The following is a 26,767-nucleotide window of genomic DNA, read 5'->3' on the forward strand; positions in this document are numbered from 1 at the left end:
TTAATCTGTTATTTCGGAGACTATCATGAGCTCATTCCCCGCTGTTGCCAGACTGCTGGCCAAAAGCCTCGATGTACCGGAGAGTACCATCGAGCCGCAAACCGAACTTGAAGCGCTGGGCGCCGATTCGTTGACCGTGATCGAACTTATCTTCGACCTGGAGGAGGAATTCGGCATCCAGGTAGGCGACGAACGTCCCAAGCTGCACGTGGTGCAGGACATCGCCGACCAGATCGATCGCTACCTGGCCAACAAGGCGGCCAGCGCATGAACCCGCAACGCGTGGTGATCACCGGCCTGGGGGCCGTTTCGGCGCTGGGCGTTGGCGCCGACCATAATTTCGAGCAGGCGCTGGCGGGCCATAGCGGCATTGGCCTGTTGCGGCTGGCGGGCGAGCGCCAGCGGCCCGGAACGCCGGCGGCGCAGATACGCGACCCGTTGCCCGAGCTGGTCAAGCCGTCGGAGCTGCCGATCTTCGATCGCTTCTCGTTGCTGGGCTGGGCCGCCGCCAGCGAAGCGCTGGCGCATTCGGGTTTGGACGCCGGCGTGGAACCTGAGCGCAGCGGAGTGTTTTGGGGCAGCGGCATGGGTGGCGCGCTCACCGTGGAGTCAGGCTATGTCGACCTGTTCATCGAAGGCAAAAGCCGGGTGCGGCCCATGTCCGTCGTGGCCGGCATGACCAATGCGGCGGCGGCGCAAATCGCGCTGCATTGCGGCTTTCAGGGGAGCGTCAACAACTACAGCAGCGCGTGCGTATCGTCGGCGCAAGCCATCGGCGAAGCGTATCGCCATATCCGCCACGGCTACGCCGACCGCGTGCTGGCGGGCGGTTCGGAGGCCTTGTTGAGCTATGGCGTGGTCAGTGCCTGGGATGCCCTGCGTGTGCTGGCGCCGCTCGATGCCGACCATCCCGAACGCTCGTGCCGGCCATTCTCTGCCGGACGCGGTGGGCTGGTGCTGGGAGAGGCCGGCGCCGCCGTCATGCTGGAATCGCTGGCCTCCGCGCAGGCGCGCGGCGCCGTCATTCTTGCCGAACTGGTCGCCTACGGCACGAGCAACGATGCCACCCACATCACCAGGCCTGATGCCGAGGGCCAGGCGCGGGCCATGCGGCAGGCCTTGGCGCAGTCGGGCTTGCCGCCGTCGGCGATAGGCTACATCAATGCCCATGGTGCCGGTACCGCCGCTGGCGACTTGGCCGAGACCGCATCGATCAAGCATGTCTTTGGCCCGCTGGCGCGCAAGCTGTTGGTCAGCTCGACAAAGTCCATGCACGGCCACACGCTGGGCGCCGCCGGCGCCCTGGAATTCGTGTTGACCGCGCAGGCCGTATGCCATGGCATGGTGCCGCCGACAGCCTTCCTCGACCAGCCCGATGTCGAATGCGATCTCGACTTCGTGCCTCGCGAATGCCGGCGTGGACTGGATCTGCAGGCGGCCATGTCGAATTCGTTTGCCTTCGGTGGCAGCAACGTCGCGCTCATCGTCGGAGCCTTTCGGTGACGCTGTTTCCCGTACGATGGAGCGCGATGGCGCTGCTGTACGCGAGCTGCGCGCAGGCGCAGGAAACGCCCCCCCATGTAGTGGGCGATCTCGGGCTGGGGGTGAGCGTTGCACCTGTTGCGGTCCCGGCGCAGTCGCGCAGGGGCAGCGCTGTTCCGTACGCCAATTTCGATTACGCGCAGTTTTTCGCGCGCATCGACACCTTCGGCGTCAAACTGGCGCCGGCAGGCTATGGAAGTTTGGAGCTGTTAACCCGGGTATTGGAGGACGGCTATAGCGGCGGCACGATGCCGCTGGCGCACCGAAACTCCTCGCTGCCGTTGGGATTGGGAACCTTGCAGGTGACGCCGGTGGGCGCCCTGATGGTCAACCTTTACCGCGACCTCGGCAAATCGCGGGGCACCATGCTCGACCTGATGTATGCGGCGGAAATCGAGCTTGACCGCTTCGCTTTGTATCCGCAGGCTGGCGTCGAATATCGCTCGGACAACTACGTCCGCTACTACGACGGTGTGCCCCGTTCGGCCACCAATCCGTATGCCGCGCTGCTGATAGAAACCCACTTGAGCGGACGCTGGTATGCGATTGCCAACCTGCGCCGTACCTGGCTGGACGACGCCATTCGCAGCAATCCGTTGGTGCGACGGCGTACGCTCGACGCCGGGCTGCTTGCGCTCAGCTACCGATTCGATTGAACCCTTGTTGGTGGGTGATAGCATCGATGCAGGAAGTTGGGGGGCGAGCTGTGACGGGAAATAGACCGGACACGAGGACTACGAATCCAAGAATCGACAACGCCCACTTGCATAAGTGGGCGTTGCGTGAAGTATGTTCTTGGCGGCCCGGGGCGGAATCGAACCACCAACACAAGGATTTTCAGAACAATCCTGCGAGCAGAAACGCATCGTGCGAATCTTGGGCAGGAAACGAAAGAGCATGTGGGGCGCGCCGCTACTTCGGACCTGCTTCTCGCAGTCCTAGTTGCTAGGCCTAATAGATTCGACGTACGAGGCCAAGGAAGCAAAGTCGTCGTTGGTATCCTCGTCACTCTTGGAACGGTGTTGCGTGGCTTCGCAGGCGGGGCAAAACCGATGGCTCAGTTTAGCTTGTAAACGCACATGCCATGGAATAACCGGGATACGGCCTGTTCGCAGCTGGAGGGCATTTCATTCCGCTTGCAAGCCACTGAGCGATGTGCAGGGGCGATGAGCACCGCGCCCTGAGAACCACTCTCAGGGCATACCTACATAAATGTAGCCAGGGATGCTACTGGCTATCGTTCCCAATGGCCGCGTGACCATTCCCATTCGTTATGGTGCCAGCTCCAATGGCCCGGAATCCAATAATGCGCTGGGCTTGGTGCGACTGTAATCTGTTCAATTATTACCGCAGGCATTGGGCGCGCGGAGCCATGTCATTTAGTCGTCACGCTCGCGGTAACGATGGTCTTCGTCACGTTCATGTCGCCGTTCGTGCCACTCGTGGTCCCGGTGTTCCCGATATTCGCGGTCGACTGGACGGACGTAATAGTATTCGGCGCGTGGTACGTACACCGGCTGCTCTTCGACCCACACCTGCGCTGGTTCGTCTTCGACAGGTACTTGAACATGGTCAATGACGGTGCTGCAGCGTTGCACATTCTGAGTGTAGTAGCCCGACGGGGATGACATACGCTCGCCGACCATCGCACCTGTGATTGCACCGACGGCCGTTGCTGCTGTACGGCCGTTCCCATGTCCGACCTGGTAGCCAAGCAAGCCGCCAGCAATACCTCCGATGATTGCGCCACCGGCGTCGTCGCCGCGCTGCTGCGCCTGAACCGGCTCGTTCCAGCATTCCTGGCGAGGTCGGTCGACGGTCTGATATTCGGCGGCAAAAGCTGCAGCTGGTAGGGCGAGGGCTAACAGTGCCCATCTGGTCCTGATTTTCATGATGCTTCCTCCCGTATTTTCTGAAGTCGGGCCGGCGTTATTGCTGGCCGAAGGACTGGTTGTGCTTGGCGATTTCGTTACCGACGTAGCCGCCACCAACGGCGCCGGCAATTGCCGCCAGAGTGCGGCCGTTGCCGCCACCCACATGGCTGCCCACCAAACCGCCTACCAGAGCGCCGATACCGATGCCAAGCGGACTGTTCTGGGCAACCTGGGCTGGCTGCTGATAAGTAGATGCTGGTCGATATTCGCGAGCAGGCTCAGCTTGTGCCAGTGGGGTGCGGTCGCTGTCATAGGCGGTGTCACGGCGACGAGGATATTCATGATGTACTACGGTTCTGTATCGAACAACTTCCCGCACGATGGGTGTTGGTGCCGACTGCTGTGCCAGCGCAGAAGTGCCATTGTTCATCACTTCCATTGCCGGGCTGGTCACAACCGCGCCATGGGAGTTAGGTAAAAGCCCAGCCATCGCCGCAGCGCCGACCAAGCTGACTAAGGTCAGCGAAACAGCGGCTGCGGCCATCAGTGGGTGGATGCGATTCGAGGTAGCGGTGGTTTCCATTTTGGTTCTCCGGTATGGCGCTGACGTCGCGCCGTTATACCAATAACGGCTGAAGTCGGGAAAGGGATGTACGGAAGTCGTTTCCTGGGTAAGCATGTGTAACAGTGTTGAGTTATTGAGATGGATCCGACACCACCGATCGGATCACTAGCAGACTCGTGGCGATTCACAATACCGCTCTACGGGAGCCGTTGCGATGGAATTTCTCATTCAATGAGATTGAACGTCGCTCGGTCAGTACTTCAGCGTCCATCTTTCTGGATACCACCTTGGCTGTGCGCGAAGCCGTACGAGAGGGAGGAGGCGTGTCGGTGCTGCCCGATTATGCGATCGGGGACGATCTTGAAACGGGGTGTCTGATTCATGTTCTGCCGCAGTGGCGCCTGCCCGTTGGGGGTATCCAAGTGGTGTTTCCATCGGCACGCTTTCGGCCGGTGAAGGTACGGACTTTTGTCGAGGTCCTAGCGAACGTAGAGAAGGAACGATCCGCTACAAAACATCCGATGTCATCGCGGGACGCGGACTGAGCTAGAGCCTGTTACCCAACATGGGTTGAACATGCGGTAGAGGAGTTACGGCGGGCTGGATAGCGCTACTGAGCGTCAACCGCGACCGGTAAGTTGCTTACAGTCGAGCGGATACAGATCAGTCTGTCATATCGCTATACGTTCTGAACCAGGCGGGATCGGCGCATTTCGGCCCATTCAATCAGCGCCTTCTTTGCGAGGGTTTTTTGATCCCCCGCAGCTTTGGATTTGCATCGCCATATGACCCGCGCTGCTAAGAAAAACACTGTTCTCGTCGTATCCCGCTGGCGATGGAGCCGCCATGCGCGAGATGGAGTAACGTGATCATTGGGAGTGCAGCCGGCGATTCGTAGTGTCGAGACACCACCGACTCATCTGCTGTCCTGCCGATTTCCTTTGATGGTATCGCTGATGGTACGTCAAAATGTAGGCGCCGGAAAACCTTTGAATAGTCAGTAGCTTACAGGGCCAATTGATAATCGAGTGGGAATGACTCCGTAGCTGGTAACTGCTGGCGTTGGCTGGCAAACGGATGAGACCAAGCTCCTGATTGTCAGGGGCTTTTTTATTTCTGCGAGCATCTTCTGGCGGGCTCGGGCAGGGCCGAGCACTGATATTGATGATACTCATGAGGGTAGTGGGTTTTCAGAGAGGGGATTTTTAAACCTATGGGTGTGTGCCGAGCTTTACGAATCTGCGCGTCCTGTTTTCCTGTTCATCTCTATAGGAAGTATTTCATCTGTCCAAATTGTGCATACCAAAATACCGTCCGGTGTAAATCCGTTCCACGGAGTATCAATTCATATTGCAATAATTTTTTAGTGAGCTTTGTTGCTTAAAAAATACCACCAATTGTCGCATCTCCGGAGCCTGCTTCAGCTAGGAACATATGGTTGAAACGTGGGAGAAAAAGACGCAAGAGAGGATGCTCGGCGGACAGCGCCGCCGGGCCGGTGCTACATTGGTGGCAAATTTAGTTACGAATGTCCAGCGCGCGGTTCAGGCTCAGCGCCGCCAGCGAGCAGACCGCGCCCGACAGCAGGTACAGGCCGACATACGCCAGGCCGAACTGCGACGACACGCCCAGCGCCACCAGCGGCGCGAAGCCCGCGCCCACCAGCCACGCCAGGTCGGACGTGAAGGCCGCGCCGGTGTAGCGGTACTGCGCCGGGAAGTTGGCGGTCACCGCGCCGGCGGCCTGGCCGTACGACAAGCCCAGCAAGGCGAAGCCCAGCATGATGAAGGTGTCCTGCGCAGCCTCGCCGCCGTTGAGCAGCATCGGCACGAAGCCGCTGAACACCGCGATCAGGATGGCCAGCGAGCCCAGCGTGCGGCGGCGGCCGATGCGGTCGGCGATCAGGCCGGAGGCGACCACGCCCACCGCCATCAGCACCACGCCCACCATCTGCGTGCCGAGGAAGCCGGTGATCGAACGCGGCGAGTAGATCGTGATCCACGACAGCGGGAACACCGTCACCAGGTGGAACAGCGCATAGCTGGCCAGGGCGGCGAGGGCGCCGATGATCAAGTTGCGGCCCTGCGAGCTGGCCATCTCGACCACGCTGGTCGGCTGCAGCTCGCGCTCTTCCAGCAGCTTCGCGTATTCGCTGGTGGAGGTCAGGCGCAGGCGGGCGAACAGCGCCACCACGTTGATGGCGAAGGCCACGTAGAACGGATAGCGCCAGCCCCAGTCCATGAAGTCCAGGTCGTTCAGGTTGCCGATCAGGTACCAGAACAGGCCGGCGGCGATGAAGAAGCCGGTCGGCGCGCCCAGCTGGCCCAGCATCGCGTACCAGCCGCGCTTGTTTTCAGGCGCGTTCAGCGCCAGCAGCGACGGCAGGCCGTCCCACGAGCCGCCCAGCGCCAGGCCCTGGCCGATGCGCAACGCCGACAGGATAATGATGGAGTTGAAGCCGTTGTCGGCATATGATGGCAGGAAAGCAATCCCGGCCGTGGTCGACCCCAGCAGCAGCAACGCTCCGGTCAGCTTGGCTTCGCGCCCGTAGCGGCGCTGCACGGCCATCGAAATGACGGTGCCGATGGGCCTTGCAATAAAGGCAAATGAAAAGATGGTGAACGCGTACAAAGTGCCTTCCAGCCGCCCGTCGAACGGGAACAGCAGCGAAGGGAACACCAGTACGGAAGCAATTGCGTAGACAAAGAAATCGAAATACTCGGAAGCGCGGCCGATGACCACGCCTACCGCTATTTCGCCGGGAGAAATATGTTCGTCGTCCCGGGTATTGATGTTGCGTGCATCGTTACCGGCCTGAGATGGTTCTTGGGCGCCAACATGGACGCCGTTTGGTGTAGTCGTAGTGGCCATAATCTCTGTCTCTGTGTCTCTGTTGCGTTGATATTGTTATCACGGTCATGCCCTGGCCACCCTAGGACAAAGTGTCCAATGGCAAGAACATTCCGTGATTGGTACAGTACCATGTTATCCATATTCTGTAACGTACATTACCGCATGATTCCTCCTATCGCTCGTCGTGGACTGTTCCTCGCACCGCTGTTGTGGCTTGCCGGCTGCAATACGGTCGTGCTGAACCCGTCCGGGGATATCGCAGCCCAGCAGGCGCACCTTGTTGTTGTGTCAACCCTGCTGATGCTGTTGATTATCGTTCCCGTTATGTTCTTGATCTGTTTGTTCGCCTGGCGCTACCGCAAGTCCAATACCGCCGCCGAATACAAACCGAACTGGGATCACTCGACCAAGCTCGAACTGCTGATCTGGGGCGCGCCGCTGCTGATCGTCATCGTGCTGGGCCTGATCACCTGGATCTACACCCACCTGCTGGACCCGTACCGTCCGCTGAGCCGCATCGACGAGAACCGTCCCGTGGCCGCCGGCGTCAAGCCGCTGGAAGTGCAGGTCGTGGCGATGGACTGGAAATGGATGTTCATCTACCCGGAGCAGGGCATCGCCACCGTCAACGAGCTGGTGACCCCGATCGACGTGCCGGTGCGCTTCCACATGACGTCGTCGTCGGTGATGAACGCGTTCTACATCCCTGCGCTGGCCGGCATGGTCTACACCATGCCAGGCATGGAAACGCAGCTGAACGCGGTGATGAACAAGGTCGGCGTGTATGACGGCTTCTCGTCGAACTACAGCGGCGCCGGCTTCTCGGACATGAAGTTCAAGTACCACGGCGTCAGCCAGGCCGACTTCGACAGCTGGGTCGAGAAGACCCGCGCCGGCGGCGCGCTGACCCGCGCCGGGTTCGCGGCGCTGGACAAGCCGACCATCAAGCATCCGATCATGCACTTCGGCAGCGTCGACAAGGGCCTGTACGACCTGGTGCTGAACCGCTGCGTGGCCGAAGGCTCGGTCTGCATCAACGCGCAGATGGAGCAGGACGCCATGCGCATGCAGGCCGCCGCCGCCGCGAAAGAATTGCCGAAAGACGTGTGCACGCCGAACGTCGCCGCCGCCACGCCCCAACCACTCCGTAAAGAATGACCATGTCTGATCTCAACCTGACCAAACTGATCTTTGGGCGGCTGTCGCTGGAAGCAATTCCATACCACGAGCCCATCCTGATCGGCACCTTCGCCATGGTGGCGATCGGCGGCCTCGCGCTGCTGGCCGCCATGTTCAAATTCCGCCTGTGGGGCCCGCTGTGGCGCGACTGGATCACCTCCATCGACCACAAGAAGATCGGCATCATGTACATGGTGCTGGCCATCGTCATGCTGCTGCGCGGCTTCGCCGACGCGCTGATGATGCGCATGCAGCAGGCCATCGCCTTCGGCGACAACGCCGGCGTGCTGCCGCCGCACCACTACGACCAGATCTTCACGGCCCACGGCACGATCATGATCTTCTTCGTGGCGATGCCGCTGGTGACCGGCCTGATGAACTACGTGGTGCCGCTGCAGATCGGCGCGCGCGACGTGTCGTTCCCGTTCCTGAACAACTTCTCGTTCTGGATGACCACCTTCGGCGCGATGCTGACCATGGTGTCGCTGTTCGTCGGCGAATTCGGCCGCACCGGCTGGCTGGCGTTCCCGCCGCTGTCGGGCATCGCCGCCTCGCCGGACGTCGGGGTCGACTACTACATCTGGTCATTGCAGGTGGCCGGGGTGGGGACCACGCTATCGGGCGTCAACCTGATCGCCACCATCGTCAAGATGCGCGCGCCAGGCATGAGCATGATGAAAATGCCGGTCTTCACCTGGACCGCGCTGTGCACCAACGCGCTGATCGTCGCCACCTTCCCGATCCTGACCATCACGCTGGCGATGCTGTCGCTGGACCGCATGGTCGGCACCAACTTCTTCACCAACGACCTCGGCGGCAACCCGATGTTGTACGTCAACCTGATCTGGATCTGGGGCCACCCCGAGGTCTACATCCTGGTGCTGCCGGTGTTCGGCGTGTTCTCGGAGATCGTCTCGACGTTCTCGTCCAAGCGGCTGTTCGGCTACACCTCGATGGTGTACGCCACCATCGTGATCACCATCCTGTCCTACCTGGTCTGGCTGCACCACTTCTTCACCATGGGCTCGGGCGCGTCGGTGAACTCGTTCTTCGGCATCACGACGATGATCATCTCGATCCCGACCGGCGCCAAGATCTTCAACTGGCTGTTCACCATGTACAAGGGCCGCGTGCGTTTCGACGTGCCCATGCTGTGGACCGTCGGCTTCATGCTGACCTTCACCATCGGCGGCATGACCGGCGTGATGCTGGCAGTTCCACCGGCCGACTTCGTGCTGCACAATTCGCTGTTCCTGATCGCCCACTTCCACAACGTCATCATCGGCGGCGTGGTGTTCGGCTGCTTCGCCGGCTTGAACTACTGGTTCCCCAAGGCCTTCGGCTTCAAGCTCGACGAGTTCTGGGGCAAGGTCTCGTTCTGGTGCTGGCTGGTGGGCTTCTGGGTCGCCTTCACGCCGCTGTACGTGATGGGCTTCATGGGCGTGACCCGCCGCATGAACCACTTCGACGATCCGTCGCTGCAAAAATGGTTCGTCATCGCCGCCATCGGCGCGCTGATCATCGCCGCCGGCATCGGCGCCATGCTGGTGCAGTTCTACGTCAGCTGGAAGAACCGCGAGAAGCTGCGCGACGTCACCGGCGACCCATGGGGCGGCCGCACGCTGGAGTGGGCCACCTCGTCGCCACCGCCGGACTACAACTTCGCCTTCACGCCCGTGGTGCACGAGAGCGATACCTGGGCCGACATGAAAGCCAACCACTATCAGCGTCCGACCAGCGGCTTCGTGTCCATCCACATGCCGAAGAACACCGCCGCCGGCTTCATCATCTCGGCGCTGTCGTTCGCGCTGGGCTTCTGCATGATCTGGCAGATGTGGATCCCGGCCGGCCTGTCGTTCATCGCCATGATGGCCGCCATCATCACGCACACCTTTAACTACAAGCGCGATTACTACATCCCTGCGGAAGAAGTCGTCCGCACCGAAGAAGCGCATACTCGTTTGCTGGAAGCCCATGTCTGAAACTATCGCTAACGGCGCCGTGAGCGCCGACCCGAGCGCACGCTACTACGTGCGCGAACACCACCCGGAGAACGGCACGCTGCTGGGCTTCTGGCTCTACCTGATGAGCGACTGCCTGCTGTTCGCCGGCCTGTTCGCCGCCTACGCGGTCCTGGGCCGCAACTACGCCGGCGGCCCGACCGGCGCCGAGCTGTTCGACCTGCCGACCGTGGCGATCAACACCGGCTTCCTGCTGATGTCGTCGATCACCTACGGCTTCGCGATGATCGCCTCGCAGCGCAAGAACGTGAAGGCGACCATCGGCTGGCTGCTGGTCACCGGCCTGTTCGGCCTGGCCTTCCTGTACCTGGAGCTGGACGAATTCGTCCATCTGATCCACGAAGGCGCCGGTCCGCAGCGCAGCGCGTTCCTAACCTCGTTCTTCGCGCTGGTCGGCACCCACGGCCTGCACGTGACCTTCGGTTCGATCTGGCTGGTCACGCTGGTGTGCCAGCTGGCCAAGCACGGCCTGACGCCTGAAAACAACCGCCGCCTGATGTGCCTGTCGATGTTCTGGCACTTCCTGGACGTGATCTGGATCGGCGTGTTTACCTTTGTCTACCTGATGGGAGTCCTGCCATGAGCGCACACAATCACGACCACCACGGCCACGACGACCATGGCCATGGCCACGAACAAGGCGCCCACGGCAGCCTGAAGGACTACGCGATCGGCTTCGTGCTGTCGGTGATCCTGACCGCGATTCCGTTCTGGCTGGTGATGCACAAGGTGTTCGACAAGTCGAGCACCACCGCCGCCGTCATCCTCGGCTTCGCCGCGGTTCAAGTAGTGGTGCACATGGTGTACTTCCTGCACATGAACGGCAAGATCGAAGGCGGCTGGTCGCTGCTGGCGACGATGTTCACGCTGGTGCTGCTGGTCATCGTGCTGGCCGGTTCGATCTGGGTCATGTACCACATGAACGTCAACATGATGCCGTCCATGGGTACGGACGTGCACAACATGCGCGACATGCAATGACGGCAGGCGCACAGCGCCCACGTTCCCGCGCCCTGCGCGTCAGCCTGGCCTTTGCGGCCGGGTTGATGTTTGCAGGGTTTTTTGCTTTGGGGACGTGGCAGTTGTTCCGGCTGCAGTGGAAGCTGGCGTTGATCGAGCGCGTCGAACAGCGCGTGCACGCGGCGCCGGTGGAGGCGCCCGGCGCGGCGCTATGGCCGCAGCTGAGCGCCGAGGCGGACGATTATCGCCGCGTTAAGCTCAGCGGTTTCTACCTGCGCGGCTCGGACACGCAGGTGCTGGCGTCGCTGGACCGCGGCATCGGCTACTGGGTGCTGACGCCTTTGTGCCGCGACGACGGCGCCATCGTCATGGTCAACCGCGGCTTTATCCGCGCCGGCTCCGGCGGCTGGGCGCCGCAGCCCGCGCCGCCGGCCGCCGCGGCCAATCCGTGCGCCGCCGGCGGCGATCCCGTCACCGTCACCGGCTTGATGCGCCTGAACGAAGTCTCCGGCCGCCTGCGCCAGAACGAGCCGGCCCGCAACTACTGGTACACCCGCGACGTGCAGGCCATCGCCCGCGCGCGCGGACTGCCGGCCGTGGCGCCGTACTTCGTCGACGCCGATGCGGGTGCGGCCGCCGCCGAGGGCGGGCCGCTGGGCGGCCTGACCGTGGTTTCCTTCCCCAACAACCATTTGGTTTATGCTGTCACCTGGTACGCGCTGGCGCTGATGATCGCCGGCGCCGCCGCATGGGTCGTCCGCGACGGACGCCGATCACAGACAGCTGAAGCGTAAATGGCCAGGAAAAACGACAATCCGTACGACCGGGGGCGGCCCAACGCGCCGGTCATCGAGCCGCTGGCGGCGGTGAATGCCCACGCCAACACCATCTCCCACGCGGCCGGCCACAAGAACATGCAGCAACTGATCCAGCTGCGCTGGATCGCGGTGGTCGGCCAGATCACCACCATCTTCGCCGTGACGATGATCTTCGACGTGCGGCTGCCGCTGCCCGCCATGCTCGACGTGCTGGCCTGCCTGATCGCCTTCAACATCGCCAGCACGCTGCGCTGGCAGGAAAACCAGGTGGTCTCCAACAGCGAGTTGCTGCTGGCGCTGACGGTGGATGTCGCCAGCCTGACGGCGCAGCTGTACCTGAGCGGCGGCGCCAGCAATCCCTTTGTATTCTTATACCTGCTGCATGTGATCCTGGGTGCGGTGCTGCTGGAGGCATGGTCGACCTGGACCATCGTCGGCGTCACCGGCACCTGCATCGCCGGGCTGGCGCTGTTCTCGGAACCGCTGCCGCTGCCGCTGGACCATTCGCGCGGCATCTTCAGCCTGTACGTGCAGGGGATGCTGATCTGCTTCGTGCTTGATGCGGCGCTGCTGGTCATCTTCATCACCCGCATCACGCGCAATATGCGGGTGACGGCGACCAAGCTGGCCGATCTGCGCCAGCGCGCCGCCGAGGAGGACCACATCGTCCGTATGGGATTGCTGGCGTCGGGCGCGGCGCACGAACTGGGCACGCCGCTGGCCACGCTGGCGGTGATCCTGGGCGACTGGCAGCACATGCCTGAGTTCAAAGGCAACCCGGTGCTGCTGGAGGAGATCGGCGAGATGCAGACGCAGCTCAAGCGCTGCAAATCCATCGTCAGCGGCATTTTGCTGTCGGCCGGCGAGACGCGGGGCGAATCGTCGGCCGCCACCACCGTCAACACCTTCCTGGCCGACCTGGTGGCGGAATGGCGCGTCGGCCGGCCGGTGGTGGAATTCGAATTCGAGAACCGCATCGCGCCGGATCATCCGGTGGTATCCGATTCGACGCTGAAACAGATGATCTGCAATGTGCTCGACAACGCGTTGGAGGCGTCGCCGCACTGGCTGCGCATGGAGGCCGGCGTGGAAGAGGGCGCGCTGGTGCTGCAGGTGACGGACGCCGGTCCCGGCTTCGCGCCGGACATCCTGGCGCAGCTGGGCAAGCCATACAACTCAAGCAAGGGCCGGCCGGGCGGGGGATTGGGCCTGTTCCTGGTCGTGAACGTCGCGCGCACGCTGGGCGGCGCGGTCACGGCGTCGAACCGGCCGCAGGGCGGGGCGCAGGTGCGCCTGACGCTGCCGCTGTCCGAGATCGAAATCAAACCGGAATCGAATCAATATGACTACTGAAGAAGAACGCGTGTTGCTGCTGGTCGAGGACGACGCCGCCTTCGCGCGCACCTTGAGCCGCTCGTTCGAGCGGCGCGGCTACAGGGTGCTGCTGGCCGAGAACGTGGACGAAGCCAGCGCACTGCTGGTCGACAATGCGCCGGGCTACGCGGTGGTGGACCTGAAACTGAAGGGCAATTCCTCCGGACTGGCCTGCGTGCAGATGCTGCACCAGCACGATGCCGAGATGCTGATCGTGGTGCTGACCGGTTTCGCCAGCATCAACACGGCGGTGGAAGCGATCAAGCTGGGCGCCTGCCAGTACCTGGCCAAGCCGTCGAACACCGACGACATCGAAGCCGCCTTCGAGCACGTGGCCGGCGCGGCCGGCCTCGAGCTGAGCAACCGCACCACGTCGGTCAAGACGCTGGAGTGGGAGCACATCCACGCGGTGCTGGCCGAGACCGATTTCAACATCTCCGAAGCCGCGCGCCGCCTCGGCATGCACCGCCGCACGCTTGCGCGCAAGCTGGAAAAGCAGCGCGTCAAATAACTACTTGGCCGGTGCCTCGGTGACGACGATTTTCATCTCCAGCGCACCACCGTTGTCGGTGGCGACCTTGATCCCGGCCTGATCGCCAAGTGCGACGAGCAAGTCATGCTGGCCGACCTGTTCCCCGCCGTGGACGGTGGTTGTGGCGACGTACACCGTGCCCGGCTTCTGCGCGGTGACCAGAAAACTCGCTTTCCATTGTTGCGCGCCCTCGCCGACGGCGAGCGCCGCCTTCTCGCCTGCATGGACGAGCAGGCGGGGCGAAATGTCCAATCCGTCGGCATTCAGTTTCAGCGCGATGTTATAGAGCTGGCTTGCGGACGCTTGTTGCTGCGCGGCCCATGACGCGTAGCTGGCGCCTATCATGACGGCGGCGAGCAGAATGCGGCCAGTTGCGCGAGCGGCGAAGGTGGTGCGGCGATTCAGGTTCATGACTCTCTCTTTCAGTGGATGGTTGGACTGCCATTGACATGCCAGCGGAAAGCTGTCCGCCGCCAGCTGTGACTTCATCATCGCGCCGGCGTAGGCGCGGCGGGAGCGGGGATGGCTGCGCATTACGTCGGCATCGCACGCCAGCTCCTGGTCGATGCGCATGAGGCGTGCCCCCAGGTGTATCAGCGGATTGAACCACCAAAGGCATTGCAGCACCGCGCATGCGGCGTTGGCCAGCGGGTCGTGCCTTCGCGCGTGGGCACGCTCGTGCGCCAGGATTAATTCCCGCTCCGTCGCCGAATAGCGGTGGTCGAAATCGGCCGGCACCACCACCAGCGGGCGCAGTATGCCGACCAGCGCCGGCCCGGTGCAGCCTTGACCGGTATAGGCGCCGTCGCCGCGTAGACTCAGGCGGCCGATCCCGCGCGCAAAGCGGCGCTGCAGGCTGGCCTGGCGCATGGCGGCGGCAATGGCGCCGGATAGCCAGAGGAACAGTGTCGCCGTGCCGGCAAACGGCCGCGCGCCGGCAGCAATGACCGGCCCGGCCGCCTGGCGCAGCGCCGGCAGGATGGACACTGGCGCGTACACGGCGTCGACGGCTGGCGCCGGCATCAGCGTGGCCAGCGCGCACAAGGGCACGGCCAGCCAGAGCGCATAGGCGGCGCCGGCGCCTGTCAGACTGCGCAAAGGCCGTCGCATCGCCATGACGACAATCACGGCCAGGCTGGCCGCAACGGTGGAGCGGCCCAGCGCGGCGAGCAGCGGCGACAACTCATTTGTCGTCATCAAGCTCTCCAATCAGCCGCTTGAGTTCCGCGATATCGGCCTTGCTCAGCTTGCGATGGCGGCTGAAATGCGCAACCAGCGGCGCGACCCGCCCGTCGAACAGCCTGTCGAGGAAGCCCTTGCTTTCGCTGTGCAGCCATTGCTCGCGGGTGATGGCCGCCGAATACAGGTAACGCCGCCCGTCCTTCACAACCTTGACGGCGTGTTTGCGCAGCAGCCGGTTCAACAAGGTCTTGATGGTCGATTCCTGCCACGCGCGGTCCGGGCCGATGGCGGCCGCGACCTCGTCGGCGCCGCGTGGACTATGCGACCATAGCGCCTCCATCACGACCGATTCTGCCTCGCTGATGTGCGGTAGAGCTTTCATTGTTATTCGTTTACAGTTGTAATCGCTTAAATGATTACATGTGTAATCGATGCCGTCAAGCGTTATACTAGACCCCATGACACAACAGACTTTACTGCCGGGTTTTGAGCCGGAACCGCAGCTGACCGACCGGATCTTTTTCGCGGCGTTGCCGGATGCCGGCGCCGTCGCGCGGATCAAGACGCTGACGGCTGAGCTGACGCAGCAGCACGGCCTGCGCGGCAAGCCGATTGCCGATGGCAAGCTGCATGCCACGCTGTGCAATCTCGGCGACTTTCCGCACATGCCCGATGCGCTGGTTGCGCGGGCGGGGCAGGCCGCCGCCTCGGTGGCGTCGGCCACCGCGCCGTTCACCGTCCGCTTCGACATGGTGCAAACCTTCGTCAACCGCAGCCGCCACCGGCCGTTCGTGCTGGGCGGCGTCGACGGCGTGGTCGGCCTGGGGGCGCTGTACAAGCAGCTGGCGCAGGCGCTGCTGAAGGCCGGCCTGCCGGGCAACCCGCCCGGCTATACGGCCCACATCACGCTGCTGTACGACGATGTGACTGTCAAGCCGCAAGCGGTTGCGCCGGTCGAATGGACGGTGCGCGAACTGGTGCTGGTGCACAGCCAGATAGGCCAAAACCTTCCCTACACCACACTGGCGCGCTGGACGCTCGAAGGCTGAGGTTTTTTGTGATACTTTAACCTTGTCGATATCCACAAGGTGAGTGTCCATCATGCTGATCAGACGTTGCGCTGTGTTGTTCCTGGAGCCCCGCGAGGATCTCGATATCGACTGGACCTCGCTGTTCGCCGGCGAGGGCGCGCTGGGCGCGACGATGCGCTGGGTCGCGCTGGCGCCGCACCTGGGCGAGGAGGTCGAGGTGACCTTGCCGGAGATGGCCGCGCTGGGCGGCATCGGCTTCACGCTGTGGCAGGATCGCGCCGGCTGCGAAGAGCGCCACGGCGCGGATAACGTCGCGCGGCTGTTGCAGGCCGGCCTGCTGATCGGCGACGACGCGGACGACGCCACCGGCGCGGCCTTCCGCGAACGCGACGAGACGCTGCGCTCGCAGCACTGGCGCCCCTTGTCCGCCGCCGCCCATATGTTCAGCCGCTGGGGCGACATGCGGGTCGACAAGGGCATGCAATTCCCCAGCTTCGAAGAACTCGTGGTGTCATATGGCACGCCGCCCGGTCCGGCGATCGAGCGCTGCGCCGACGGCCAGGCCATCATGCTGCCGCCGCCCGAACGCGCGCGGCTGGACGACACGCTGTTCCAGCGCTACACCGGCCGCAATTTCGACGGCGCCGCCGTGCTGCCCATGGCCACCGCCTCGCGCCTGCTGCAGCGCGCCTTCGGCTCGCAGGGCGAACGCGAAATGGCGCCCGACGCCTTCGTGCTGAAAAAACTCAGTCCCTCGGCCGGCGGCCTGCATCCGACCGAAGTCTATGTGATGGCGCAGCGCGTCGAGGGCGTGGCGCCGGGCCTGTATCACTATCATCCGGTACGTCACGCGCTGGAGCCGCTGACGGCGATGGATACCGCGCAAACGGCGGAACTGGCGATGCGCATGGTGGCCGACCAGGACTGGTTTGTCGATGCGCCGATGATGATCGTGCTGGCCGCGCGCGTGGAGCGCAATTTCTGGAAGTACCGCAATCACGCCAAGGCCTATCGCGCCTTGCTGCTGGATGCGGGTCATCTGTCGCAGACCTTTTATCTGCTGGCGACCGAAGCGGGGATGCCGGCCTTTGTGACGGCGGCGGTGAACGAGGTGGATATCGAGCGGGCGTTTGGGCTCGATCCCCTGAAGGACATGGTGGTCGCCGTCTGCGGCTGCGGAATGGCGTCCGGGGCGCAGGATACGGTGGAGATGCGTTACGAGCCTTGACCCCGCGCTACCATGCGGGGCCGATGGCCGTTCAACGCTGACCGGACAGGAAGAAGGGAATCGCGCCGGCGGCGTTTTCCAGCTTGCCCTTGATGGCGTGGCGGCTGGCGGCGAACACTTCTTTCGACGGCAGGCTGCGCAGCGATGGAATGCTGGCGGCGTCGAGCTGGATGCCCAGCGTGCCCAGCGCCATTTGCGGATCGTTCAGGAAGCTCATTCGGAAGCCGTCGTCGCCGGACAGTTTGGAGAGCAGCAGATCGAGATCTTGCGGGGAATGCGTGGCCATGTCTAACCTTTCGTGTGGTAGTGGTTGGATACGTCGCGTTCAAAACGCAAGTTCATCGTAGGCCAAAGATTGCCGAAGCTCAAGTCTTATTGCACCTATCGTCTTGCTAGGGACTCTGCACCAATTCGGCCGCCGCCGATTCTTGTTCGGCCAGATCGATGCGCGCGCTTTCCATAACGACATCAAAAGCTTGCATGAAAGCAGCCAGTAAATCGGGATGGGCGGATGGCTGCTCTCTGAGGCAGGTCTCCAGCGTGCTTGACGCTTCGAACAACTCCGTTGCCGAAATATTACCGGCCGCGCCGCGGATTTTATGCACCAAATCGGCCGCCGCCGCAAAGTCGCCGGAGTGGATTGCATGTTGAATCTGTTGCAAACCGGTGCCGGCGTCGTGGGCGAACTGGATCAGCAGGCGTGACAACAGCATGTCGTTGCCGCCCAGCCGCGCCAATGCCGCGTCGACGTCGATGCCGGCGCGCAGCCTGGCCGGTTCTGTCGCCTCGGGCGGCGGCTGCAGCTGCGGCTCCGGCGGCGCGCGCTCGGCGTGCGGCTCGACCCAGGTGGCCAGCACCGCGTACAGGGTGTCGGGATCGATAGGCTTGGTGACGTAGTCGTTCATCCCCATCGCCAGGCAGCGTTCGCGATAGCCGGCCACCGCATGCGCGGTCATCGCGATGATCGGCAGCCGGGCATGGGCTTCGTCTTCGCGTATCAGGGCGGTGGCCTGGTAGCCGTCCATGTCCGGCATCTGGATATCCATCAGCACCGCGTCGTAGGCGCCGGCGGCGGTCATGCGCACCGCCTCGGCGCCGCTGCCGGCCAGCTCGACGCGCACGCCGGCGCGCTGCAGCACCTCGCTGGCGACCTGCTGGTTGATCGAATTGTCGTCCACCACCAGCACCAGCGAACCGCGGATGCGCTGCACCGCCAGCGACGGCGCCGCCGGTATCTTGACGGCCGGCTGGCCGGCATCGAGCCCCAGCGCGGACAGCAGCGCGGTGCGCAGCAGATAGGGATTGGCCGGCTTGTCGAGGAAGGGCATGACGCGGCTTTGTTCGGCGGCCTGCGCGTTGTGCTCGCGCGCATAGGCGGTCACCATCAGCACCGCCGGCGGTGGCTGTCCGCCGTTCTGCTCACTGTCCTGTGCGATGCGGCGCAGCGTTTCGATGCCGTCCATGTCCGGCATGTCGGCGTCCATCATCAGCAGGTCGTACTGATCGAGCTGCAGCGCCGCCAGCGCCGCCGCGCCCGACGCCACGGTGCGCGCCCTCAGTCCCAGGCTGGCCAGCTGGATCCGCATCATGTGGCGGGCCGCTTCGCTGTCGTCCACCACCAGCACGCGCTTGCCGTGCACGGCGGACGGCAGCGAGGGCAGGCGCGGACTCTGGTCTGCGGCGGGCTGCAGCCGCACGGTGAAGCTGAAGCTGCTGCCGACGCCGGGTTCGCTGTCGACCTGGATCACGCTGCCCATCTTGCGCACCAGTTGCTGCGAGATCGCCAGTCCGAGGCCGGTGCCGCCGTACAGCCGCGTGGTGCTGGCGTCGGCCTGGGCGAAGGCCTGGAACAGGCGCTCCTGCTGCTCCTGGCTGATACCGAGGCCGCTGTCCTCGACGGTGAAGCGCACGCCGATCTGGCCGTCGCCGCCGTCGATCAGGCCGAGGCCGTCGGCGTTGTCCAGCTCCACGCGCAGCTCGATGTGGCCGCGCGCGGTGAACTTGAGCGCGTTGCCGACCAGGTTGACCAGGATCTGGCTCAGGCGCAGCGGATCACCCAGCAGGTTGGACGGCACGTCCGGCGCGGCCCAGATCACCAGCTCCAGTCCGCGCTCGGCGGCGCGCCACGAGAACAGGTCGGCCAGCTGGTTGAGCGTGTCGGGCAGGTCGAAGGGCAGCGCCTCCAGTTCCAGCTTGCCCGACTCGATCTTGGAGAAGTCCAGCACGTCGTTGATGATCTCCAGCAGGCTCTGGCCGGCGCGGCCGATCTTGCGGAAGTAGTCCAGCGGCTGCGGCGGCAGGTCGAGATGGGTGCCGAGGCCGGCGAAGCCGAGGATGGCGTTCATCGGAGTGCGGATCTCGTGGCTGATATTGGCCAGGAACTCGCTCTTGGCGCGGGTGGCCGCTTCGGCGTTGGCGCGTGCCTGCTCGATCATGCGCAGCGCGCGCGCCTTCTGGTAGGCCGAGACGAAGGGTTCCTTCAGCGCCTTCAGCAGATCGAGATCGCTGGCCTCGAAGCTGGCCTGGTATTGGTAGTTTTCGAAAATCAGATAGCCTTCGACCTGGCCGTCGATCACCACGCGCACCGCCAGCAGCGCGCACACGTCTCCCGGCAGCGATTGCTTGTGATGGACTTCGAAGATGTCGGGCGCGATCATGCAGTCGGGCGGAGCGTAGCTCTGCTCGGCCTGGCGCAGGGAGATGCGGTAAGTATCAGCAGCGGATGCGGCGTCGATGCGGCCCCAGGCCGCGCGCAGGCTCAGGGTTTCGGTGCCGGCCTCGCGCACCAGCGCCAGCGCCGTATCGACGCCCTTGATGACGGTCGATTCGTGCAGGATGGTGTGCAGCAGCGCGTCGAAATCGAGCTGCTCGTTGATCGACTTGACGATGGCGTTGAGTTTTTCCAGGTGCTGCGTGCGCGAATACACCAGCGCCTGCAATGCGATGCCGGTGCGGTGCAGCTGCCGCACGCGCCAGCGCACCAGCGCCCAGGTCAGCGCGCAGGCGGCCAGGAAGTAGCCGGCATAGGCCCACCAGGTCTGGTGCCATGCCGGCAGCACCACCACCCGCAGCGACAGCTCGGCGGCGTTCCACAAGCCCTCGCGGTTGCTGCCGCGCAGGCGCAGCAGGTAGCTGCCCGGCGGCAGACGGTTGTAGCTGGCGATCCGGCGGCTGGCGTCGGTCTCCACCCATTGGCTGTCGTAGCCTTCCAGCATATAGGCGTAGCGGTTGCGCTGCGGCGCCGAGTAGTCCAGCGCCGCCAGCTCCACCTCGAAGCTCTGGTTGTGCGGATGCAGCGTCAGCGTCGGTCCCTGCTGGTTGTCCAGCTGGTCCGGCGTGAGCACGTGCTGGTCCAGCCGCACCGCGCTGATGACCAGCGGGGGACGGTAGCCCCAGTCGTTCAGGCGGCCGGGATAGACCACCGCCATGCCGGAGGTGGCGCCGAACACCAGGTCGCGTTCCGCCGTGACGGTGCTGGCGCCGATGAAGAAGGTGCGGAAGGCCAGGCCGTCGGCGCGGGTCAGCGCGCGGGCCTTGAGCGTGCCGGCGTCGATCACGGCGATGCTGTCCGAGGTGGCGGCCCAGATCCGGCCAACCGGGTCCGCCTGCAGCGACATGATGGTGCCGGCGGTCAGCCCGTCGGCCATGCCGATGCGTTCGAACTGCGGCACGCCGCGCGGATCGCGCCCCGTCATCACGCAGATGCCGCCGCCGTAGGTGCCGACCCACAGCCGGCCGCGCGTATCGAGCACCAGGGAACTGATCACCGGCTCCGACAGCGCGCCGGGCAGGCCGGGATTGGCGCGGATCTGTTCGACCTTGCCGGTGTCCGGATCGAGCCGGTTCAAGCCGTTGCGGGTGGCCACCCACAGCGTGCCGTCGGCGTCGGTGATGACGGCGTGGATGCGATTGTCGGTCAGGCCGCCGCTTTCGGCGGGGCCCTGGACGTAGCGCTGAATGGTGCCGGCGGCAGGATCGTAGCGCAGCAGCCCTTCGAAAGTGCCCAGCCACAGCTCGCCCTTGCGCAGCAGGATGGTGCCGATGCGCGGATACGGGTTGTTGGCCTGCGGCAGAGCCACGCGCCTGACGCTGTGCGCCTTGCCGGAAGTGCGGTAGAGACCAAGCTGGGTGCCGATCCACGCCTCGCCGGGGTCGGCTTCGGCCAGCGCCAGCACCATGCGGTTCGGCAGCGCCCTTTCCGGCTGGGAGGGGTCGGGCCGCAGCGCGGCGCGGCGGCTGCCGTCGGGGAGCACGATGTCGATGCCCTGGTCGGCCAGCGCGATCCAGACCTGGCCGTGCTGGTCGTTCATCAACGCGCTGACGGCCGACTCCTGCGCGCCTTCGCCGCCAAAAACGGAATCGATGCTCTCGCTGTGCGGATCGTAGATGTCGACGCCGCGCTCCGTGGTCACCCACACCATGCCGCTGCGGTCGCGCAGCAGGGCGGCGGTGCGGTCGTTACTGAGGCTGAACGACACCGCCGGCTGGTGCAGGATGCGGCCGCCCTGGCCGCTGGCGGGGATATATTCGACCACGCCGCCGCCGTAGGTGGTGGCCCACCAGGTGCCTGGCACGGTCTCCGTCACGGCCAGCACCATGTTGGCCTGGGGATCCCTGACGCCCTTGATGCCGACGATGCGGCCGCTGTCGGCATCGGCGTCGACCACGCCGATGCCGCTTTTCAGCGTGCCGAAGGCGATCTGGCCGCGGCTGTTTTCACCCAGCGACATCACGGTGTCGCTCCAGCCGCCATGACCCTCGGCGGCGATGGCGATGGTGGCGATGGTGGGGGAGAGCGGCTCGGCGCCGGCCTTCAGGCGTGACAGGCCGGTGCCGGAGCCTATCCACAGATTGCCGGCGCGGTCCATCAGCAGCGCGCGGATCTGGTTGTCGGGCAGTCCCGGAAATTCCTCGTGGGTGTAGCGCCGTACCGTGCCCTGGATCGCGTCGTAGTATTTGAGGCCGGACGACGTGCCCACCCACAGGTTGCCCCTGGCGTCGCTGGCGATCGCGCTGACGGCGCCCCGGCTCAACTCATCGTTGACGCGGACGAAGTGCTCGTTGTGCCGGTCGAACATGGCCAGGCCGGAAGCGGCGGTGCCTATCCACAGGCGGCCGCGCGCGTCGGCGTGCAGGGCCTGGATGAAATCGCCGGGGAGCGAGGTGGAGACGCCGGCATCGTGGCGGAAGCTGCGCATATGGTAACCGTCCCAGCGCGCCAGGCCGGCCTGGGTGCCGATCCAGATAAAGCCGTCGCCGTCCTGCGCCAGCGCCATGCCGACGGGATTGGGCAGGCCCTGTTCCAGGCCCAGGTGCTCGAACAGCGGCGTGGCCAGCTTGCCCCAGCGTTCCGGACTGGCGGCGGCATAACCGCAAGCGAGCAGCCAGCACGCCAGCGCGGCCGCCAGCCAGCGCCGGGCGCTTGTACAGACATGCGGTGTGAGGGCGTGAATGTTCAAATCGGGGCGCACTCCGGAAGGTAGCTTCCAGCATACGGAATCGGCGACAGAAAGTCCATGCAAAGCAACGGGATCGCCGTGGTGCTTGTACAATCGACAAATGGATAAAGATATCAATATGAAACCAGAATTGCTGGTGCTGGCGGCCAGCCCGTCGGCCGACGTCATGGCCCAGCTGGAGCGGCATTTTCACTGCCATCATCTGTGGCGCCAGCCCTGCGAGGCCCAGCCGGACTGGCTTGCCGGCGTGGCGCCCGGGGTGCGCGGGGTGCTGACCACCGGCGTGATCGGCATCGGCCCGGCGCTGCTGGAGCAGTTGCCGCGGCTGGAAATCGTCGCCGTCAACGGCATCGGCGTCGACGCGGTGGCGCTGGACGTGACCCGCGCGCGTGGTATTTTTGTTACCAATACTCCCGGTGTGCTGACCGAGGATGTGGCGGATCTGGCACTGACGCTGCTGCTGGCGGCGGCGCGGCGGCTGCCGGCGCTGGACCGCCATGTGCGCAGCGGCGCGTGGGAACGCGGCATGCCGCTGGCGCCGACGCGGGCACTGCGCGGCAAGGTATGCGGCGTGTTCGGCTTCGGCCGCATCGGGCAGGCGGTGGCGGCGCGGGCATCCGCGTTCGGCATGCGGACCATGTATTTCCAGCCGCGCGCGATCGAAGGTGCGGCGGTGGAGCGTTGCGCTTCGTTGCTGGAGCTGGCGCAGGCCAGCGACTACCTGGTGGTGTGCGCACCGGGCGGCGCGGCCACCCGGCATGCGGTGAACGCCGAAGTGCTGGCGGCGCTGGGACCGGAGGGAACGCTGGTGAACATCGCGCGTGGCTCCCTGGTCGACCAGGCGGCGCTGATCACGGCGCTGGAGGAGGGCACGCTGGGCATGGCGGCGCTGGACGTGTTCGACAACGAGCCGCATGTGCCGGCGGCGCTGCGTGAACTGGACAACACGGTGCTGGCACCGCACGTCGGCAGCCTGACCGTGGAGACGCGCCACGCGATGGGACAACTGGTGGTGGACAACCTGCGCGCCTATTTCAGCGGCCAGCCGCCGCTTACGCCGGTTCCTTAGCCGGGGCGCACGCCGGCGGCAGCTGGCAGTGCAGTTTCACGCAATTGCGGCCGGCGCGCTTGGCGGCGTACAGCGCTTCGTCGGCGCGGCCGTAGGCCAGTTCGAAGCTGGTGCCGGCGGGGTTCCAGCTGACGCCGACGCTGGCGGTGATCTGGCGGTTGATCGGGGGCGCGAACACCTGGTCGGCGATGGCGTCGCAGACCGATGCCGCCACGGCCTTCGCCTCGTCGGCGGAGCTGGTCGGCCATACCACCGAGAATTCCTCGCCGCCGACGCGGCCTATCGCCACCTCGGGACCGAGCAGCGCCTGCAGGCAGGAGACCACCGTCTGGATCACGGCGTCGCCGGCCGGGTGGCCGAAGTCGTCGTTGACCCACTTGAAATGGTCGATGTCGAGCACGATCAGCGCCATGTCGCCGCGCTGCAGGCAGCCGGTGGCCTGCTCGATGACGGCGGCGCGGTTCAGCGCGCCGGTCAGCGGATCGTGGGTGGCGCGGTATTCCAGCTGCTGCGCCAGTTCGTGCAGCTGGCGGTTCATCTGGTTCATATCCAGTTCGGCGCGGTCGCTGCGGCGTATCAGGCGGCGGCTCTCGCGCATCAGGCGCTCGTAGTGGACGATCATCTCGGACAGCGCCGCGCGCGCGTCGGCTTGCGGATCGGCGTGGGCCGCCCTGGCGTTGGCCAAGGCCGCGCTTTCCAGCGCGAACAGGTCGGCTTCTTCGCGGCCCGGGATGGTCATCATCAGTTGCTCACAGCATGATCGTGGAAATCGAGGGCGTCGAAATCGTCCCGCAGTTCCTGGCCGAATTCGAGGATGGTGTCGTCGTCCTCGTCGTGGTACCAGTTCAGCCGCACGTGGTTGCCGGCGATGGCGGCCTTGTTCAACGCATCGAAGAAGGCGAACAGCATCTTGGTGCTGGAGCTGTTGAAGTAGGCCAGCGAGACGTTGACGGTGATGCTGCTGTCCTTGCAGCCGTCCAGGAAGGCCTGCACGCGGGCGATCAGCGGGCCATAGAAGGCGGCGGCGTTTTCCGGATAGGATTCGCCCTTGATCGACAGCGTGTGCTGGTCGAAGCGGAAGTCGATTTCCGGCGAGGTTGGCGAGGCGCCGATGAATAGTGGTTCCATAACTGTTCCAGTACTTTCTAGATTATCGCTTTGATGCAGAACACCGTGGTGCCGGGGTTGTGCGCTTCCTGGACGAACTCGAACTCCAGCGGTTCGCTGGCGTCGCGCGCCATGGTCAGGAAGCCCAGGCCGGCGCCCTTGCTGTCGGCCGGCGTTTCGTCGCGCAGCGCTTTTTTATAGGCGGACTTGATCTCGTCCATGGTCATCGTGTGCAGCGGTTCGAGGCGGTCGCGGATCAGCCCCACGTTGGCGCTGGCGACCGGATTGGCGCACAGCAGGAAGAAGCTGTCGTCCTTCATGCCGATGCAGAACGAGCCGCGGCGCATCTGGTTGTCGCTCTGCTTATGCGGCGTCAAGGTGTCCGACGAGTAGTGCATGATGTTCTGCGACATTTCGACGAAGGAAGAGAAGATGCGGCGGCGCGTCGGCCCGGCCGCGCCGGCCGTGTCCAGGCGCGCCTTGATGGTTTCGGAAATGGCCGCCACCACGTGCTGCGAAAAATAGCCCACGTAGAAAAAGATGATGTGGCGCTTGCGGGCCACGTCCCAGAAATCGTTGAATTCTTCGTACAGCAAATCGTGCTCCTGATGGACTAAGGGCGGAAACAGAAAAAGGTCAGGTCGTCGCGGCGCGGCTGCTCGCCCTGCCAGGCCTGGTAGTCGTCCAGCATGGCCTGGCTGACGTGGCGTGCGCACTGGGTGCGCTGGGCCAGCAGCACGTCGCGCATGCGGCGCTTGCCGTAGGCGATCTCCTTGCTGCCGCCGATCTGGTCGATCAGGCCGTCCGTGGTCAGGAACAGCAGGCTGCCTTCGGCGATGGCGATGGTGTTGTTGGTCCAGCTGTGATCCAGCGGCGTGTCGACGTAGCCGACGCCCATGCGCTCGCCGTCCACCGTCTGCACCGCCTGCTGGTCGGGATCGAGCTGGTACAGCGCCAGTTTGGCGCCGGCGAAATGCAGCCGGCGGCTGGCGTTGTCGAACCACAGGAAGGCGGCGTCCATGCCGTCGTTGGATTCGGCGGCGCCGCTTTCGATCTGGCCCAGCATGCTCTTGACGCCGCGATTGACTTCGCCGATCAGCGCGGCCGGATCGCGGGGCCCCAGCTGTTGCAAGGCCTGCGCCAGGGTCGACGATGAAATCAGGGTCATGAAGGCGCCCGGCACGCCGTGGCCGGTGCAGTCGGCGATGGCGGCGAACCAGCCGTCCGGATAGCGGGCGAAGTGATAGAAATCGCCGCCGACGACGTCGCGCGGCTGCCATTCCAGGTGGGCGTCGTCCAGCGCCTCGTTCAGCGCCAGGTCGGAGGGGCGCAGCAGCGAGCGCTGGATCACGCTGGCGTAGTCGATGCTGTGCATGATCTGGCGGTTCTTCTCGGCCTGCATATTGGCCACCACGTTCATCAGCTGCAGGCCGAAGCCGACGCCGGCCAGGCTGCCTTCGCGGGTGACGATGAAGCCGTCGGCCAGCGCCTTCTCGCCCGATTCGACGGCGCGGAAGGTCAGCTGCTCGATGCTCATGGCGGCGTCGACGATCAGCGGTTCCTTGTCCATGAAGGCGATGCAGCTCTTCTTGCCGTACAGCTCGTGATAGAAGGGCTTGGACATCTGCGACATGAAGATGTTGCGGCTGATCAGGCCGATCGGCCGCTCGCCATCGATCACGGGCAGGCTCATCAGATCACGGCGCTCGGTGAACAATTCCAGCACCATGAAATTGCTGGTGTCGGACGGCACCGACACCGTTTCCACGCACAGGTCGGCGGCGATGGAGAGGCGGAATCGGGGCAGGTGCAAACGCGAGGCATTGAACTCCATGACCTGTAACCTTTGGATGACAACAATGCGGGCAATGCTACCGGGAAATTATTACCGCCTGATTACAGCTTAACCAAAAGAAAAGAATGTTATCAGTCTGTGCACATTTAGTTTCCGTACGGTAATGGCCCCGTAACAA

26 protein-coding genes are annotated in these 26,767 nt (G+C 64.3%); 14 read left to right on the top strand and 12 right to left on the bottom strand.

The window, feature by feature from the left end; genetic code table 11:
* Positions 1-25: 25 nt before the first annotated feature.
* From ACCD07_RS09750 to ACCD07_RS09760, 3 genes are read left to right on the top strand one after another with little or no spacing between them, the layout of a single operon-like run.
* Positions 26-271 (top strand): acyl carrier protein, encoded by a 246-nt coding sequence (locus ACCD07_RS09750; protein ID WP_353403481.1) that lies wholly within the window; start codon positions 26-28, stop codon positions 269-271.
* Positions 268-1,503, top strand: a complete 1,236-nt coding sequence (locus tag ACCD07_RS09755; protein WP_413447220.1) for a beta-ketoacyl-[acyl-carrier-protein] synthase family protein — start codon at positions 268-270, stop codon at positions 1,501-1,503. Before ACCD07_RS09750 ends, ACCD07_RS09755 begins: the two co-directional genes overlap by 4 nt.
* A gap of 26 nt (positions 1,504-1,529) precedes the next feature.
* Positions 1,530-2,198: a MipA/OmpV family protein gene (locus ACCD07_RS09760; protein ID WP_353403483.1), complete on the top strand. Its 669-nt coding sequence runs from the start codon at positions 1,530-1,532 to the stop codon at positions 2,196-2,198.
* 578 nt (positions 2,199-2,776) lie between these two features.
* Here ACCD07_RS09760 and ACCD07_RS09765 read toward each other — a convergent pair.
* From ACCD07_RS09765 to ACCD07_RS09775, 3 genes are read right to left on the bottom strand one after another with little or no spacing between them, the layout of a single operon-like run.
* The gene (locus ACCD07_RS09765) at positions 2,777-2,899 is read right to left on the bottom strand and encodes a hypothetical protein (protein WP_353403484.1); all 123 of its coding nucleotides are present in this window, start codon (positions 2,897-2,899) and stop codon (positions 2,777-2,779) included.
* 22 nt (positions 2,900-2,921) lie between these two features.
* Positions 2,922-3,434: a glycine zipper 2TM domain-containing protein gene (locus ACCD07_RS09770; protein ID WP_413447221.1), complete on the bottom strand. Its 513-nt coding sequence runs from the start codon at positions 3,432-3,434 to the stop codon at positions 2,922-2,924.
* Positions 3,435-3,471: 37 nt separating this feature from the next.
* The gene (locus ACCD07_RS09775) at positions 3,472-3,999 is read right to left on the bottom strand and encodes a glycine zipper 2TM domain-containing protein (protein ID WP_353403486.1); all 528 of its coding nucleotides are present in this window, start codon (positions 3,997-3,999) and stop codon (positions 3,472-3,474) included.
* A gap of 158 nt (positions 4,000-4,157) precedes the next feature.
* On the opposite strand from ACCD07_RS09775, the gene ACCD07_RS09780 reads away from it, so the two are divergent.
* Positions 4,158-4,526, top strand: coding sequence for a LysR substrate-binding domain-containing protein (locus ACCD07_RS09780; protein ID WP_413447222.1), 369 nt, complete (start codon positions 4,158-4,160; stop codon positions 4,524-4,526).
* A gap of 973 nt (positions 4,527-5,499) precedes the next feature.
* Here the strand turns inward: ACCD07_RS09780 and ACCD07_RS09785 are convergent.
* On the bottom strand, positions 5,500-6,852 hold the full coding sequence (locus ACCD07_RS09785; RefSeq protein WP_176650956.1) for an MFS transporter: 1,353 nt from the start codon (positions 6,850-6,852) through the stop codon (positions 5,500-5,502).
* A gap of 144 nt (positions 6,853-6,996) precedes the next feature.
* Here ACCD07_RS09785 and cyoA point away from each other — a divergent pair, with 144 nt between their 5' ends.
* Genes cyoA through ACCD07_RS09820 form a run of 7 tightly spaced genes read left to right on the top strand, consistent with a single transcriptional unit; the run spans position 6,997 to position 13,697 of the window.
* Complete coding sequence (cyoA, locus tag ACCD07_RS09790) at positions 6,997-7,992, top strand: ubiquinol oxidase subunit II (RefSeq protein ID WP_413447223.1); 996 nt, start codon at positions 6,997-6,999, stop codon at positions 7,990-7,992.
* 2 nt (positions 7,993-7,994) lie between these two features.
* Positions 7,995-9,995, top strand: a complete 2,001-nt coding sequence (gene cyoB, locus ACCD07_RS09795; RefSeq protein WP_176650954.1) for a cytochrome o ubiquinol oxidase subunit I — start codon at positions 7,995-7,997, stop codon at positions 9,993-9,995.
* Positions 9,988-10,617 (top strand): cytochrome o ubiquinol oxidase subunit III, encoded by a 630-nt coding sequence (cyoC, locus tag ACCD07_RS09800; RefSeq protein ID WP_176650953.1) that lies wholly within the window; start codon positions 9,988-9,990, stop codon positions 10,615-10,617. Before cyoB ends, cyoC begins: the two co-directional genes overlap by 8 nt.
* Positions 10,614-11,015, top strand: a complete 402-nt coding sequence (gene cyoD, locus ACCD07_RS09805; protein ID WP_353398535.1) for a cytochrome o ubiquinol oxidase subunit IV — start codon at positions 10,614-10,616, stop codon at positions 11,013-11,015. Before cyoC ends, cyoD begins: the two co-directional genes overlap by 4 nt.
* Positions 11,012-11,788 carry an SURF1 family protein gene (locus tag ACCD07_RS09810; protein WP_413447224.1) on the top strand — a complete coding sequence of 259 codons (777 nt, stop codon included), beginning with the start codon at positions 11,012-11,014 and terminating at the stop codon, positions 11,786-11,788. Before cyoD ends, ACCD07_RS09810 begins: the two co-directional genes overlap by 4 nt.
* Complete coding sequence (locus ACCD07_RS09815) at positions 11,789-13,165, top strand: ATP-binding protein (RefSeq protein ID WP_176650950.1); 1,377 nt, start codon at positions 11,789-11,791, stop codon at positions 13,163-13,165. It abuts the gene before it with no gap.
* The gene (locus ACCD07_RS09820) at positions 13,155-13,697 is read left to right on the top strand and encodes a response regulator transcription factor (protein ID WP_176650949.1); all 543 of its coding nucleotides are present in this window, start codon (positions 13,155-13,157) and stop codon (positions 13,695-13,697) included. The genes ACCD07_RS09815 and ACCD07_RS09820 overlap by 11 nt, the downstream gene beginning before the upstream one ends.
* Here ACCD07_RS09820 and ACCD07_RS09825 read toward each other — a convergent pair whose 3' ends face one another.
* Complete coding sequence (locus tag ACCD07_RS09825) at positions 13,698-14,915, bottom strand: M56 family metallopeptidase (protein WP_413447225.1); 1,218 nt, start codon at positions 14,913-14,915, stop codon at positions 13,698-13,700.
* Positions 14,902-15,282 carry a BlaI/MecI/CopY family transcriptional regulator gene (locus ACCD07_RS09830; RefSeq protein ID WP_176650947.1) on the bottom strand — a complete coding sequence of 127 codons (381 nt, stop codon included), beginning with the start codon at positions 15,280-15,282 and terminating at the stop codon, positions 14,902-14,904. The genes ACCD07_RS09825 and ACCD07_RS09830 overlap by 14 nt, the downstream gene beginning before the upstream one ends.
* Positions 15,283-15,358: 76 nt before the next feature.
* Between ACCD07_RS09830 and ACCD07_RS09835 the strand changes: the two genes are divergently transcribed.
* Together ACCD07_RS09835 and ACCD07_RS09840 are read left to right on the top strand one after the other, a co-directional pair.
* Positions 15,359-15,949 (top strand): 2'-5' RNA ligase family protein, encoded by a 591-nt coding sequence (locus ACCD07_RS09835; protein ID WP_176650946.1) that lies wholly within the window; start codon positions 15,359-15,361, stop codon positions 15,947-15,949.
* Positions 15,950-16,001: 52 nt separating this feature from the next.
* Positions 16,002-17,159, top strand: a complete 1,158-nt coding sequence (locus ACCD07_RS09840; protein WP_413447226.1) for a putative peptide maturation dehydrogenase — start codon at positions 16,002-16,004, stop codon at positions 17,157-17,159.
* A gap of 31 nt (positions 17,160-17,190) precedes the next feature.
* On the opposite strand, the gene ACCD07_RS09845 is transcribed toward ACCD07_RS09840, so the two are convergent.
* A complete protein-coding gene (locus ACCD07_RS09845) occupies positions 17,191-17,445 on the bottom strand; it encodes an NHLP-related RiPP peptide (RefSeq protein ID WP_176650944.1) in 255 nt (84 codons plus the stop codon).
* Positions 17,446-17,551: 106 nt separating this feature from the next.
* Positions 17,552-22,618, bottom strand: a complete 5,067-nt coding sequence (locus ACCD07_RS09850) for a response regulator (protein WP_413447227.1) — start codon at positions 22,616-22,618, stop codon at positions 17,552-17,554.
* A 118-nt stretch (positions 22,619-22,736) separates the two neighbouring features.
* Here ACCD07_RS09850 and ACCD07_RS09855 point away from each other — a divergent pair, with 118 nt between their 5' ends.
* A complete protein-coding gene (locus tag ACCD07_RS09855; protein ID WP_176650942.1) occupies positions 22,737-23,687 on the top strand; it encodes a 2-hydroxyacid dehydrogenase in 951 nt (316 codons plus the stop codon).
* Here the strand turns inward: ACCD07_RS09855 and ACCD07_RS09860 are convergent.
* The 4 genes from ACCD07_RS09860 to ACCD07_RS09875 are packed head-to-tail and all read right to left on the bottom strand — an operon-like array spanning position 23,671 to position 26,628.
* The gene (locus tag ACCD07_RS09860) at positions 23,671-24,429 is read right to left on the bottom strand and encodes a GGDEF domain-containing protein (protein WP_176650941.1); all 759 of its coding nucleotides are present in this window, start codon (positions 24,427-24,429) and stop codon (positions 23,671-23,673) included. The genes ACCD07_RS09855 and ACCD07_RS09860 overlap by 17 nt on opposite strands.
* Positions 24,429-24,815, bottom strand: coding sequence for a DUF1987 domain-containing protein (locus ACCD07_RS09865; protein ID WP_176650940.1), 387 nt, complete (start codon positions 24,813-24,815; stop codon positions 24,429-24,431). The genes ACCD07_RS09860 and ACCD07_RS09865 overlap by 1 nt, the downstream gene beginning before the upstream one ends.
* 17 nt (positions 24,816-24,832) lie before the next feature.
* Positions 24,833-25,390, bottom strand: coding sequence for a SiaB family protein kinase (locus tag ACCD07_RS09870; protein ID WP_176650939.1), 558 nt, complete (start codon positions 25,388-25,390; stop codon positions 24,833-24,835).
* A gap of 17 nt (positions 25,391-25,407) precedes the next feature.
* Positions 25,408-26,628 (bottom strand): SpoIIE family protein phosphatase, encoded by a 1,221-nt coding sequence (locus tag ACCD07_RS09875; protein WP_413447228.1) that lies wholly within the window; start codon positions 26,626-26,628, stop codon positions 25,408-25,410.
* Between the last annotated feature and the right edge of the window lie 139 nt (positions 26,629-26,767).

This window comes from Duganella sp. Dugasp56, from assembly GCF_047304105.1.
GTDB lineage: Bacteria > Pseudomonadota > Gammaproteobacteria > Burkholderiales > Burkholderiaceae_D > Rugamonas > Rugamonas hordei.

What these genes read in the sequence shown, in the direction of transcription:
- ACCD07_RS09750 (WP_353403481.1), top strand. Translation starts at nt 26, where the DNA reads ATGAGCTCATTCCCCGCTGTTGCCAGACTGCTGGCCAAAAGCCTCGAT.
- ACCD07_RS09755 (WP_413447220.1), top strand. Translation starts at nt 268, where the DNA reads ATGAACCCGCAACGCGTGGTGATCACCGGCCTGGGGGCCGTTTCGGCG.
- ACCD07_RS09760 (WP_353403483.1), top strand. Translation starts at nt 1,530, where the DNA reads ATGGCGCTGCTGTACGCGAGCTGCGCGCAGGCGCAGGAAACGCCCCCC.
- ACCD07_RS09765 (WP_353403484.1), bottom strand. Translation starts at nt 2,899, where the DNA reads ATGCCTGCGGTAATAATTGAACAGATTACAGTCGCACCAAGCCCAGCG.
- ACCD07_RS09770 (WP_413447221.1), bottom strand. Translation starts at nt 3,434, where the DNA reads ATGAAAATCAGGACCAGATGGGCACTGTTAGCCCTCGCCCTACCAGCT.
- ACCD07_RS09775 (WP_353403486.1), bottom strand. Translation starts at nt 3,999, where the DNA reads ATGGAAACCACCGCTACCTCGAATCGCATCCACCCACTGATGGCCGCA.
- ACCD07_RS09785 (WP_176650956.1), bottom strand. Translation starts at nt 6,852, where the DNA reads ATGGCCACTACGACTACACCAAACGGCGTCCATGTTGGCGCCCAAGAA.
- cyoA (WP_413447223.1), top strand. Translation starts at nt 6,997, where the DNA reads ATGATTCCTCCTATCGCTCGTCGTGGACTGTTCCTCGCACCGCTGTTG.
- cyoB (WP_176650954.1), top strand. Translation starts at nt 7,995, where the DNA reads ATGTCTGATCTCAACCTGACCAAACTGATCTTTGGGCGGCTGTCGCTG.
- cyoC (WP_176650953.1), top strand. Translation starts at nt 9,988, where the DNA reads ATGTCTGAAACTATCGCTAACGGCGCCGTGAGCGCCGACCCGAGCGCA.
- cyoD (WP_353398535.1), top strand. Translation starts at nt 10,614, where the DNA reads ATGAGCGCACACAATCACGACCACCACGGCCACGACGACCATGGCCAT.
- ACCD07_RS09810 (WP_413447224.1), top strand. Translation starts at nt 11,012, where the DNA reads ATGACGGCAGGCGCACAGCGCCCACGTTCCCGCGCCCTGCGCGTCAGC.
- ACCD07_RS09815 (WP_176650950.1), top strand. Translation starts at nt 11,789, where the DNA reads ATGGCCAGGAAAAACGACAATCCGTACGACCGGGGGCGGCCCAACGCG.
- ACCD07_RS09820 (WP_176650949.1), top strand. Translation starts at nt 13,155, where the DNA reads ATGACTACTGAAGAAGAACGCGTGTTGCTGCTGGTCGAGGACGACGCC.
- ACCD07_RS09825 (WP_413447225.1), bottom strand. Translation starts at nt 14,915, where the DNA reads ATGACGACAAATGAGTTGTCGCCGCTGCTCGCCGCGCTGGGCCGCTCC.
- ACCD07_RS09830 (WP_176650947.1), bottom strand. Translation starts at nt 15,282, where the DNA reads ATGAAAGCTCTACCGCACATCAGCGAGGCAGAATCGGTCGTGATGGAG.
- ACCD07_RS09835 (WP_176650946.1), top strand. Translation starts at nt 15,359, where the DNA reads ATGACACAACAGACTTTACTGCCGGGTTTTGAGCCGGAACCGCAGCTG.
- ACCD07_RS09840 (WP_413447226.1), top strand. Translation starts at nt 16,002, where the DNA reads ATGCTGATCAGACGTTGCGCTGTGTTGTTCCTGGAGCCCCGCGAGGAT.
- ACCD07_RS09845 (WP_176650944.1), bottom strand. Translation starts at nt 17,445, where the DNA reads ATGGCCACGCATTCCCCGCAAGATCTCGATCTGCTGCTCTCCAAACTG.
- ACCD07_RS09855 (WP_176650942.1), top strand. Translation starts at nt 22,737, where the DNA reads ATGAAACCAGAATTGCTGGTGCTGGCGGCCAGCCCGTCGGCCGACGTC.
- ACCD07_RS09860 (WP_176650941.1), bottom strand. Translation starts at nt 24,429, where the DNA reads ATGATGACCATCCCGGGCCGCGAAGAAGCCGACCTGTTCGCGCTGGAA.
- ACCD07_RS09865 (WP_176650940.1), bottom strand. Translation starts at nt 24,815, where the DNA reads ATGGAACCACTATTCATCGGCGCCTCGCCAACCTCGCCGGAAATCGAC.
- ACCD07_RS09875 (WP_413447228.1), bottom strand. Translation starts at nt 26,628, where the DNA reads ATGGAGTTCAATGCCTCGCGTTTGCACCTGCCCCGATTCCGCCTCTCC.